Source organism: Bacillus sp. FSL M7-1020, from assembly GCF_038050415.1.
Taxonomy (GTDB): Bacteria; Bacillota; Bacilli; order Bacillales; family Bacillaceae_G; genus Bacillus_A; species Bacillus_A toyonensis.
The window spans coordinates 160484-173325 of record NZ_JBBOTW010000003.1 but is presented as its reverse complement, the minus strand read 5'-3'; the positions used below and the strand labels follow the sequence as shown (position 1 = coordinate 173325).

At 30.8% G+C, this 12842-nt stretch carries 8 protein-coding genes and 1 pseudogene; 7 read left to right on the top strand and 2 right to left on the bottom strand.

Features of this window, described 5'->3' with window-relative positions:
- The first annotated feature begins 204 nt into the window (after nucleotides 1-204).
- The 3 genes from MHB70_RS29515 (at nucleotide 205) to MHB70_RS29505 (ending at nucleotide 4354) form a co-directional block, all read left to right on the top strand.
- Nucleotides 205-777, top strand: a complete 573-nt coding sequence (locus MHB70_RS29515) for a tyrosine-type recombinase/integrase (protein ID WP_061530488.1) — start codon at nucleotides 205-207, stop codon at nucleotides 775-777.
- 141 nt (nucleotides 778-918) lie between these two features.
- Nucleotides 919-3813: a pre-toxin TG domain-containing protein gene (locus tag MHB70_RS29510; RefSeq protein WP_230306544.1), complete on the top strand. Its 2895-nt coding sequence runs from the start codon at nucleotides 919-921 to the stop codon at nucleotides 3811-3813.
- Entirely contained in the window at nucleotides 3797-4354 is a 558-nt protein-coding gene (locus tag MHB70_RS29505) for a DUF2247 family protein (protein WP_061530489.1), read from the top strand. The genes MHB70_RS29510 and MHB70_RS29505 overlap by 17 nt, the downstream gene beginning before the upstream one ends.
- Nucleotides 4355-5539: 1185 nt before the next feature.
- On the opposite strand, the gene MHB70_RS29500 is transcribed toward MHB70_RS29505, so the two are convergent.
- Nucleotides 5540-6100, bottom strand: a complete 561-nt coding sequence (locus MHB70_RS29500; protein WP_001024482.1) for an ArsR/SmtB family transcription factor — start codon at nucleotides 6098-6100, stop codon at nucleotides 5540-5542.
- A 94-nt stretch (nucleotides 6101-6194) separates the two neighbouring features.
- Nucleotides 6195-7463, bottom strand: a complete 1269-nt coding sequence (locus MHB70_RS29495) for an MFS transporter (protein ID WP_001194978.1) — start codon at nucleotides 7461-7463, stop codon at nucleotides 6195-6197.
- Between the two features lie 408 nt (nucleotides 7464-7871).
- Between MHB70_RS29495 and MHB70_RS29490 the strand changes: the two genes are divergently transcribed.
- The 4 genes and pseudogenes from MHB70_RS29490 to MHB70_RS29475 all read left to right on the top strand — a co-directional run.
- Nucleotides 7872-8618 carry a class I SAM-dependent methyltransferase gene (locus tag MHB70_RS29490; RefSeq protein ID WP_061530490.1) on the top strand — a complete coding sequence of 249 codons (747 nt, stop codon included), beginning with the start codon at nucleotides 7872-7874 and terminating at the stop codon, nucleotides 8616-8618.
- Nucleotides 8619-9950, top strand: a complete 1332-nt coding sequence (locus tag MHB70_RS29485) for a radical SAM/SPASM domain-containing protein (protein ID WP_000980805.1) — start codon at nucleotides 8619-8621, stop codon at nucleotides 9948-9950.
- 1617 nt (nucleotides 9951-11567) lie between these two features.
- A complete protein-coding gene (locus MHB70_RS29480; protein WP_061530192.1) occupies nucleotides 11568-11816 on the top strand; it encodes a hypothetical protein in 249 nt (82 codons plus the stop codon).
- A gap of 45 nt (nucleotides 11817-11861) precedes the next feature.
- Nucleotides 11862-12068 (top strand): annotated as a pseudogene (locus tag MHB70_RS29475) (integrase); the annotation flags it as partial.
- Nucleotides 12069-12842 lie beyond the last annotated feature (774 nt).

The window sequence follows — 12842 nt, the reverse complement described above, 5'->3', positions numbered from 1 at the left end:
GTAATTAAGTATCTTTATTGAACATTTATGTTTGCTAATGATATGAATAAAAATTTTTTATCTATTTCCCAATGTAAACTTTTAGCCAAAAGTTTACTTTCATTTCCCCTTAAACATTGACTTTCATCTGATTTCATTGATAATATAAAAACAGACAAAAAAGTATACATTCAAATCATTGAAAATAAAGGGATTGAAAAACAGATGGATAAAAAGCAACATTTAATTGATGTACAACCAATTCGAAGCAAAGAACAGCTCGAAGACATGAAATGGTCACTTAAACGTCATTGTTCAGATCGTGATTACATTTTATTTCTAATTGGTATTAATACGGGGTTACGTGTAAGCGACTTACTTAAAATGGAAACGACTGAAATTTTAAAACTGAAGCGAAAAAAACGGAAAGAATTTAAAGTGAAGGAAGGAAAGACAAAAAAGGAGCGTATCATAAATATTACATCCATTTTTGAGAAAGTACTTCCATACGCTGAAGATCTAAAAAGTACCTGGTTATTTCCTTCTCGAAAAGGTGATAAACCTATTAGTAAAATACAGGCCTATCGACAGTTACAAAAAGCCGGAGATTTTGCCGGAGTCGAATCTTTAGGTACTCATACCATGCGTAAAACATTTGGATATTGGTTTTACAAGCAAACAAAAGACATTGCTATGTTACAAGAAATATTGAATCATAGTACACCACAAATTACACTAAGATATATCGGGATTAATAAGGAAGAAAAAGATAATGTACTTGATACATTCCGCATCTAATTTAAATTAGATGCTTGTTTATTTTCGGAGAATCGATAAGACGGATATGCAATTATGCATATCCGTCTTTATTATTTTAATAGTAATAAAATCTAATATATAATTAAAAAGTTTTTAATGAATTAATAAGGAGATGCGAGTATGAAGAAAGTCATAGGACTTATAGTATCATTATTTTTATTATTTTCTACCTATGCACCAACATTTACAGAAGCAGCCGAAGTTTTAAATAAGGTAGGCTGGGTGAAAGAAAATGAGAATTGGTACTATTACGAAAAAGATGGTAGTAAAAGAACAGAAACAATCACATTAGATGGCATAGAATATGAATTCTTCAAAGATGGTAGGTTGTTTGAAGGGAAAAAACAAGTCGGAAATGATTGGCTTCATTATAAAGAACCTGGAAAATTACAAACAGGATGGAGTTTTTCAGCAACAGCTTGGAGCTATATACGTGATGGGAAATATGCAACTGGTGTTATTACCCATCAAGGGAAACAATTTGAAATTAATAAATACGGAGAAATGGAAAAAGGTTGGGTTACATTACGTTCTAAAATTAAAAGAATGTATCCTAAACCAGAAACAAAATTTTTATTTGAGTCGAAGCCAGTAAAAGACGGAGATGTACTAGAGGTTATTGGTAAACAAGGTATTTGGTATCAAGTAAAATACCAAGGAGAAATAGGGTATGTAAGAATTTTTGAATCTGTAGTTATAGGAGAAAATCCCACACGTTCTTGGGATGTTGTAAAAGAAGGAACAAGCCTTACGCGATTTATACTAACGGAGTATAAAAAAGATCCTGAAAAATACTTTCCTCCAAATGTAATTAAAAATCAGGAGAAAGAACTCCATGAGCTAACAGAGAACGTAAATAATGTGTATTATGATTTCCAACAATTAAAATCTATGTTGTTATTTGATAATGCAAAAGGATGGGTACAAGAAGAGGGGAAATGGACGTATTATTTAAAAAATGGTAGTCGTGTAACAGGTCTTCAGACCATTGATAATAAACAATACTATTTTGGACCTGATGGTTTTATGCAAACCGGTTGGATTGATAAAGGTGGCGCAAAATATTATGCGAATGAATCCGGTGCGTTACAAAAGGGTATCCAATATATTGATGGGAAAATGCATTACTTTGATCAAAGTGGTATCTTATCCCGAGGTATGCAACAAGTAGATGGAAAACCGTACTACTTTAGTTATGAGAGTGAACCAAAAAGCGGTTGGATGAAGTTAGAATATGACTGGTATCTGTTACATCCAACTGGTGCTTTACAAACAGGAGATTTTACTTATAAAGACAAGGTTTTCTCTTTTAATAAAGATGGAGAAATGATAAAAGGTTGGATTACATTAGAATCTCTTGTAAAAAAAGTATATCCAGAACCAGATTTAAAAAAAGTTTTACGAGCAAAGCGCGTAAATACTGGTGAATTAATAGAAGTAACAGGAAAAGTTGGTTCTTGGTATGAAGTAAAATATAAAGGTGAAAAAGGGTATGTACGCATCCATGATGCTATTATTTTTGACCAAGAAGCGAAGACACCGTTATCTTTATTAGACGGCAAATTGAAAATTTTTGAAGGTGTTTTTAACTATATTAAAAGTGATGAGCCTTTACTCAATAATACATTAAAAACATTACAAGACTTAGAAAATAGTACCACTGATTCGATTGAATTGTGGAATAATGTTGCAAAAGACGCTGAAGATGCGAAACGTGACCTAGAAGAACAAAAAAAACAAGTACTAGAATTTGATCAAAAAATGAAAATTCTGGGACAAAAAATAAAAAATGATTGGGACCGTTTAACAAAAGAAGAGATGCGACAGCTGATAGAAATGTTTCAGGCTGATGCTGAAAGAGCCGGTATATTCGGAGAAGAACAAGCAAATCATTTTTCAGAACAAATTTTAAGAAGATCTCATGAAATGGTTCGATTCATGGAAGAAGTGCAAAAATCTCTTACTCAAATGGTAGAGTTTAACAATCAAATTTATGACGTAATTAGAGAAGATATACAAAACGTAGGAAAGTTTCAAGATCAATTTAATGTGTATTTAAAACAAATCACAGATGCGATGACTGAATTGACAAAGAGTATGACGCATATTCAGCAAGTATTACATAATAATGGTACGTTTGAGGATTTAGGAAACATTGCAACAAGTACGATTCGATTAAAACACTCTATAGATGCGGCGAAACCTGGGATGGAGGAACTTGTACAAGTAACAAGAAAAAATGTTCCAGTCATAGCAAAAGATTTACAAGCATTTCAAGAAAGAGTACCGGGTATTTATAATGACGTAAATACTGGATTAGATTTTGGAAATGCGTTTATGGACACAGCTTCTAAAGTTGTCCGACATAAGTATAATATCCCTACTGCAGCAGCTAACATTGGGAATATTAATTTAAATAATGCATTACGTGATTTAGGTGGAGATCCATCTCGTGTATACAATAGTAAGAATGACGGAGATTTATCGTTCATTTTAGATATCACACCAGGGATTGGAACAGGAAAAGAAATTGGTCAATTAATTAAAGGTAAAGACCTGGTAACAGATAGAAAATATGGACCAGAAGATTACGGATGGGGTACACTAGCAGTTGTATCAGGTGGTACATCTAAAGTAATTGGGAAAGTCGTAGGAAAAATTGGCGACCTTGAGAAGAAAGGGAAGGCACTAGAAGCGGCTGCTAAATATAAGCAAAAAACCATAGAAATAAATAATCCTGTTTTAGATAATATTCGCACAGGGAGTGCATTAAAAAAAGATGAACAACATGCATTTAATAAAATTATTGATAATTATGTTAGTTATGCATCGAAGTTTGATTTAGTTGGAGGTGACGGAATTAAGCGACAACTTTATCAGGTAGAAGGTTCGTTAAATGGTAAAAAAGGTGTATTTGAATGGATTGTTGACCCTGACCCTAAAAAAGGTGTTACACACAGAAGGTTTATTGAGGGAGTTGGAATAACAGGGCAATCGAATGCAAGAAAGAAGTGAAAATATAATGTATAGTTATAAAATTTTCAAAACATATAGACTACAATATAGTTGGGCTACTTTGCTAACCGGATTAAAATTAGGCCTTTTATCCATTGAAGAAATAGATAAATATGCTGCAAATTATTTGATTGACAATCCCCACGTAAGCGATGATGCATTATTAGAACTTACATGGGGAAAATGCAATAAAGAAAAAGCTATCGAATTAATAGAAACCATATTAATGGATTTAGCAATACCTTGGAATAGTGATGTTGAGGAACGAAAATGGAAGTACTGTATTTTAATGTCTATGAGAGAAAAAAATAACGATTACGATGCTTTATTAGAGAATATAGCTAACCTGTATAGTGATTTTAATTATCCAGATGATATGAAAGGATTTATTTATTATTTAGAACCGGATGACGGTTACGATCCAAGTAAGTATACCAGAAGTGAAAATATTGAACGACTGATAAATAGACTAGATTCATTCTTACAAAGTGAAAAGAAAGCTTTACAGGAGAAGAATAAACCTTTAGAGGATATTTTATAGTAAAGCAAGATTCCTTTTACAAAGCCGTAGGTATTATACTCCTACGGCTTTTATTATACATTATTTAAGTGAAAACTACATTTTTCGAAGAAAATGAAAGGTCAAATGGTAGTTCGGATGGTTTTCGAGTTGAATCAATATGATACTTGCCAAATCGATTTACATGTGCTGTTATATAGGGGCTTAAATAAGAAATCAATGACGGTCGCGTCTACACTAGTTGGCATCACGAAGGCTGGATTCTAATAATTTAATGAATCTAAATATAAACAGTACTAATGTAACGCATCAACAGTGTGACCAACCTTTTGATAGTAGTATTATGATTAAGAATTAGATGCAGAAATTGTGTAAATACCATTCTCAAGCATTAGCATATATAAAAAGGAGATAAGAGCAATTTATAAATGTCTTATCTCTCTTTTATGTGTGCTACTTTTTTCTTTGTTACGTGAAATTTAATAAAGTGGACAATTGAATTCTGTAATTATCAATCATCCTTATATTTTAAAAATTGATTCATAACCAAAATGTTTTAACGAACGTTTGTTTAACTTTCCCATAACTAACTTCTGTATCATATAAGAAAAAAAGATAAAGAAAAACCATTTACATATATTCAAGAATTATAGTTAGTTATAACATGAAATTGATTTTCTTATAGTTAATTAATCTTAAATATAAATATATATATTTCTGTAAGAATCCTACATTCTTCTCCATTTACCTATACTAATAATTTCACTAATTTAGTGTAATATAGATATTAATTTAAAGTTATTTATACAATATAACTAAATGGATTTTTTAAGTAGAGAAAATAATATATCAATTTGTTTTTCTAATACAATGGAAGTGAATTTTTACCTAAATAAAGGATGACGATATAAAATAGATGGAATCCTTTTTCTGTAAGGGTTCCATCTATAGAAGTTAATAAGATGTGAAAGTCATTAATACACGTATTACCAATATTTATTCTTCTCTCATTAAACTTATTTTTTATATGACACACTAATTTATTATTCTTTTGTTTACAAGGGGAGAATAGAAATCAATTTTCCATACCAATGGCACTCCCATTTTACCCGTAGAAAAATTCCCTCATAGTAAAGAGATGAATGTGCGTTCTTTTTACTGTCTACTATACGAGGACCATATCACTTCCGGGCAGCATCTTTTTTATTAGTCATTTACGGGATAGCTTATGATGACATATGCATATGTACTTTTTTTACTTGAATCTGGATCTGCAAGAGAATGAGAAAATGAATTTGAAGTTTTTGCATCTGCTGATGGATTTAATTGCTTTGAGATGTTATCACATGTTCTTTTCCATTCTTCCTCAGTTTGATTATCATACATAGTACTTAAATAAGCTAGTTCATCATGATCGTCTTTTTTCATATTTAAGTGAACTCTTTTTAGACCTGTTTCAATAATATGTCTCGTATGATTTATAATTTCATCATTATGTTCTTTTTTTAGTTTATCGGATAGAGTATATACGGTACGATTTGCTTGATAGTATTTTTCAGTCAAATTACCAATAGCTTTCGTTTCTACAACTTCTAATATGCCAGCTTCTTCTAGCTTTTTGACATGATAGTAAAGACGGGATTGTTTTTCATTTAGCTTTTCAGCTAGCTCTTTTACAGTAACAGGTTGTTCAGTCGCATAGTATAAAATATTTTGCCGCTTTGGATCACAAATTAATTTATATAGGGCGAGTTCGTTTATATTCATAAAGACGACTCCTTCAATTTGAATATGTGTTTGATTATTTCAATAATAACACGTTTCCTATTGTTACATAACTCTGAAGGATAAGAGAATACAATTACGAGAGAGCTTTTTCATTAACTGTTGTTTCTATGGATACGTTGCGAATATGAGGGTTTTTCAAGGCAATTCCAGCTCCTAAAAAGAAAAATAAGCTCCCTAATAGAAAAAGTAGCGTAACTCCATACATATCTGCTAGCCACCCACTAAAGAGCATTGTAAATGGCATTGTGGAAGTGATTATAGTACTTGCTAGGCCATCAATCCTACCGCGATAACTTTGATCTACGAGAAGTACTGTGATGGTTTCATCAATAATCGTAAATAAAGTAAGAGAGAATGAAATAGTGAGCATACAAATTAATACTGTCCAAATGGAAAGGGAGAAGGCTAGCCCAACCATTGCAAATGCTGATAAGAAAATGCTTCCACTTAAAACTATTCCTTTTTTAAATCTCTTCCCGATATACCCCGCGATGAATCCACTAATAATACCACCAATCATATAGCTCATATTTATCATCCCTAAACTTTCGGGTCCACCTGTAATTTTATAAGCGAGAGCAGGGAAGATTGGGTTTAGTAAACCAGCTCCAATATTGACGATAAATGCAATGAAAATGAGTCCTTTAATGTACGGATATATTTGAATATAGTGCCAACCATCTTTCATATCTTGAATCCAATTTGCTTTCTCCTTAGAATGAGTTTGCCGTGAGATTGAGTGCGCTGGAATTTTTGCTAATAGGACACAAATTGCTACGAATAAAAATGTACAGGCATTAAGAATAATTGAAAACGTAGCACCGAGCCAAACGACCATAAAACCAGCTAGACCATTGCCTATAAGACGAGAGAGTTGATTAACAGCCATAAATTGTCCGTAATATTTAGCATAGTTTTCTTTTCCGACAATTTCAGGTAAAACAGAGGCTTCAGTTGGTCCTAAAAAAGTTGTTAGAACGTTTAATAAAAAAGTCGATAGTATAGCGATGTGGAGTGAAATATGGTGAGTTGATAAGTAAATCGCTAATATAAGAAGAACAACGGTACAAGAGGCGATGTGAGTAAAAAATAAAATAGCTTTTCTGTTGTATCGATCTGCAAATACACCAGCAGTTGGTGAAACAATTATTTGAGCAGTAATCATAGAAATAATAACAAATGCGGATTCGAGTGAGGATTTATTTGCTGTAAATACAATCCACATAATAGTCATGGAATAAAAGGCACTTCCAATACTAGAAACAGCATTACCAAGCCAGAGTAATAAAAATGATTTGTTTTTGTAAATCGGTACTTCTTTCCTTTCCAAAGAAGTTTGCATATGAAATAGCATCCTTTCATTGAAATTTATTTAATCGTTAAAATATATTTTAATGGCGTTTTTTAATAAATTCAATAAAATTCTGAAAAAAAGATTTTAAATGTGGCTATTCTTTGACTATTCAGTCGATTCGTTGACGAAAAACGGAATAATATGTAAAAATACTTACAGGTTAATATTTTTGACTTTTCAGATTAATAAACAAAGGAAGAGAGGTAATACGATTATTGATATAAAGAACAAATAATTTTAGATTGTTTTGATGCGAAATTATCCATAAAATGATTTCAAACGTGACTTTTTTACTTTTAAGTCCATTTATTGACAAAAACAGTATAATATGTAAGTATATTTACAGATTAATATTTTTGACTTTTCAGATTAATTAACAAAGGGAGAGATAATACCATGATCGATATAAAAAAACAAACAATTTTAGATTACTTCGATGCAAAATCATACATAACTACCTACAATGCTCTTAGTGATAAAAAAACGGAAGATCAACTCAATTTTATCAAAAATATTTTTCTGAATGGTAAAAGCAATCTTAGAATTCTAGACTTTTGTTGCGGGCATGGTAGACATCTAATCCCTTTATTTTTAGAAGGTTATAAAGTCGATGGCCTAGATTTCAACATAGGTTTTCTTGATGAAATTCAGAAGCAAATAGGCAGCGCAAACGTTCATTTTTCAGATGGGAGATTTTTCAAAACTACTGATAAATATGATGCAATAATAAACATGGAAAATTCCATTGGTTACTTTTCCGAAAAAGAAGACAGAGAAATATTAACCTCAATTTACAAGAACCTTAGAAATTCTGGTGTTTTTCTACTTCACTTATTGAATAGAGAACTTCTTATAAAGTATTTTGAGGAGGAGATTGACTTTTTAGATTCAAATGGTGATAAAGTCAGAGAGATACGCTCTATGGATATGCAATCAAGCAGAGTTCATATTCAACAATATAGAAATCACAACCAGAACTCTCCTTTTGAAATTAGTCTTAGAGTTTACACAGCTGCTGAAATAATAAATATTCTACAAGAAATCGGATTTAAAATAAACAATGTATTTGGTGATTTCCATGGAGGAGAATACACCTTAACTAGCCCTGAGTTAATAATTATTTGTTCGAAGGAGACATATTAAATGATGAATGAAAAACTATATAAAAAATCTAGATATACTGTTCGACATGAAACTGCAGATGGAACTTTAATCCTTTACAATACCCTATCAGGAGCAATTGCAACTGTGGATCAGCCATCAGAAACAGAAGAAATAAAACATATCTTAAGAGCTGGATTGGTTAAACCACCTCAAAATGAAAATGAAAGGCTATTAGTTGAAAATGATTTTCTTGTAAATCCCGATTTGGATGAAAGAGTATTAGCAGATGTCTATCGTAATCAGGAGAAATATCGAAGTGATCATTATGAATTGACTCTTTATTCAACAGAAGAGTGTAACTTTAGATGCGTTTATTGTTTTGAAAAATTCCTTAGAGGAGAGATGTCCAAGGACATTCAAAATTCAGTCATAAAACATGTATTAAAAAAAGCTCCCTATATGAATAGTTTTAACATAGCTTGGTTTGGTGGAGAACCACTTGAGGGGATAGGGGCAATTAGACATATCAATTCTGAAATAAAAAAAATATCTGAGGAATTCAAATTTAAATTCACTTCTGGTATTACAACAAATGGTTATAACTTAGATGTAGATTTATTCAAAGAGTTAGTAGATTTAAATATAATTCAATACCAAATTACTTTAGATGGACCAAAAGATACACATGACACCCATCGGATTTTAAAGGATGGTGGGCCAAGCTTTGATAAAATTATTGAAAATTTAAAAGCAATACAAAAAACAAATTTGGAATTTAAAATATTAATTCGTTCAAATTTTGATAAAACAAATCAACACAGAATGCAGGAATTAATTGAAATATTACAAACGTTTTTGGATGGGGATGAGCGCTTCCACCTATACTTTAAGCCTATAATAAACTTTGAAGGTGAATCAGCAAAAGACTTACCATTATATCAGCCTAACGAAAGTTGGCAAGCAATGAGTGATGTACAATCTTTAGCTCATTGTCATTTTCCAACCTCACAGGAATTACTAAACTCTCTGCAACCTATGGGTAGTACTTGCTTTGCAGGTTTACCAAATAATTTTGCAATTGGTGCAGATGGAACAATATATAAATGTACATTAGCTTTACACGAGCCATTTAATCAACTAGGTAAAATAAATGAAGATGGAGATTTAGATATTGATAATAACAAATTTGCATTATGGGTTACATCAGATGCTACACATGATACTCAATGTAATAATTGTTTCCTAAAACCTGCATGTCAGGGAATGCATTGTCCTCTAGTAAGAATTAGAACTCAAAAAAGTCCTTGTCCACCATTAAAGAAAAACATCCGTACTGCTCTAGAATTAGTAACTGTTGATGCTGGTATTTAAAATTATTACTTGAAAGGAGGTGTATACAAATGAAGATGATCAGAACGAAACAAAAAAAATTCTCTACAGAGAGAAATGTTCTTATTGAATTACGTTGTGCGTGCAACTAATAGACAAAATTTTGATTTAATAGCAATTACTTGATAAGGTGTATCATCACCAAAATTTGTTTTTTCTCTAGAATTAGTAGCTGTTGATACTGGTATTTAAAATTATTACTTGAAAGGAGGTGCATACAAATGAAGATGATCAGAACGAAGCTAAAAAAATTCTCTACAGAGAGAAATGTTCTTATTGAATTACGTTGTTCATGCAACTAATAGACAAAATTTTGATTTAATAGCAATTACTTGATAAGGTGTATCATCACCAAAATTTGTTTTTTCTCTAGAATTAGTAGCTGTTGATACTGGTATTTAAAATTATTACTTGAAAGGAGATGAATACAAATGAAGATGATCAGAACGAAACAAAAAAAATTCTCTACAGAGAGAAATGTTCTTATTGAATTACGTTGTGCGTGCAACTAATAGACAAAATTTTGATTTAATAGCAATTACTTGATAAGGTTTATTATTACTAAAATTTGTTTTTTATACTTATTTGTTCATTACAAAAACAGCTAATATTATAATTAGCTGTTTTTTGTTATAGACCGGTGTAGTAAACTGGCTCTGGCGCAAAAACTTCAAGTTAATTGTTGCTTTGAAATAAATTTTGATTAAAAGCATCTTATAAACACTTATTTTATATCAAATTAAAAGGATTCATTTTGAATAAAGTTTAATCAAAATAAATCCTTTTCTTTTTAAATGAATTTTCAGTTTTATAAGGAAACCTCTCTTTACCAAAAAGTACAAGAATAGATCTTGTCTACTTTCTGATGACCAATTCCCATTAAACTTTCATAATAGCTTTCCTCTACTATCTACTATTTAAAATTCTTCACTACATTTTCGTCCCATCCATGAAACATAGATTTAACAATAAATGGTTTCAAAATATGACAATCATATATAATGGTAATCTTTAGTATATCAAAAGGTACAACTTTTGAAGTTTATTAAAATCTAACTGATTTAGTGCTTCGAAAGGTTCTACAATGCATTTTTAAAGTACTAAATAATTAATGGTACCTTTTGAAATATTTTTGGTCTCATTTCTTTAGAAACAATTCCGTCTATATAACTAATAAATGTGTTATAATATCTATTGAACATATGAATAGGATAACAACTACCTGCTGTTGGCAAGTAGCAATTTATCTAATAAAAAGATCACTTGTTTCCAAGACAAGTGATCTTTTTATATACATTACCTATACTATTTTTGAGATTCATTAGATATTTTAGTTCCCTTATTGATATTGCGTACTCATTTCCCCACTCCTTTGATTTAAATGCTATATCCCTTTTTCAGCAGCATCGAGCTATAGTATCTACTCGACATTTAATATATATTGTTTAATCTAAAAGCCCCTGTTCTATCACACAGTTATCACAATATATACACCCTCCATAAATCCTTCTCCACAAGTTCACAAAAAGTACAACAATAAATTTCCATATTATAATATAATTAAATAGACTTCGTTATTTACAAACAGGAGGGATTTCATTGGAAGACTTTGATGATGAGCTACGCCAAATTGATATGAATCAAAAAGAAGCAATACTAGTTGTAAGGGCTTACAAAAGGTATTTAGCAAAAACAGATGAAGATAGAGAATATGGAACAGAAGTGATTGAACGTATTAGCAATAGTGATACTACTCGTGAGGATGTTGATTTTATTATAAGATGCACGGAAGTTATTGATGATATTATCGATAAAGTCGTTGAGGAGAAAGTCGCAAATAAAAGCTAACCTACTACTATATGATAACACTCCTCAAAAAATATCTAGCGTAAAGACTACGGATTACCTCTACATGAGCTTGTTGTTTTACGAATGAAACATTTGCATTTTGAGAGCAATACATTACCTATTCCTGAAGATACAAAAATCAATCATATAATCCAGTTAAAAGAAGAGGTTAAATTATGCTTATATCATTATAATAAAACTACTCTTGAACCAGTGCGTCCAAGATATCACAGCGATAAATCACTGTTTGTTTTGCCCTTGTATTTACATTATTTCAAAGAGGACTTGTAGTAATTACTACAAGTCCTCTTTGTTTTTCTAATAAAACCGAAAATAAACTGTTAGCAATTAGTGTACATTCGAAATAATGATTTCACTAATCATATCCGACTTTATCTATTTTTAGCAAAATCAATAACAAAAGTATACTTTCAAAACTCTATAAATCAAGAAATCTGTAAACAAAAAAATCTCATTAAAATAAAAAAGAATGCCACCGTAAAAGGCGATATTCTTTTTATATTTTTATCTAAGCAACTAAATAATTAAATGCCATATATATGGTTAAAAATACACCTAATACGAATTCAAGAACGATAATTATATGTAGCATTAAAATTAAAATCTCTTATGCTTCAATATATAAACATAATCCCTAATAAGAAGAGCGTAACATATAAAATTGACCATTAATAAAAGTAAGCATCCTTGATTGCTTGAAACAAGTACTTTAAGCACCTTAGTCTAATGTGGCCAAAGATTACTCTTGCTAAAAAAGTATTCTGTCCATTGAATATTGGAAATGCAGATTTAAATAGTGCGCATCGTTATTTAGTCGGCGATCCATCTAGAATATATAAGTATGGCACTGACTATGATTTATCTTTTATCTTAGGGTTACCTTAGGGGTTAGGACAGGAAAATGTTTGGGTAGTTAATCAAAGGTGAAGACTTAGTAGCAGGAAAAAAATATACAATAAAAGAATATTTAGTTAATAATTCTAGTATCAGTAATACAGAATTATT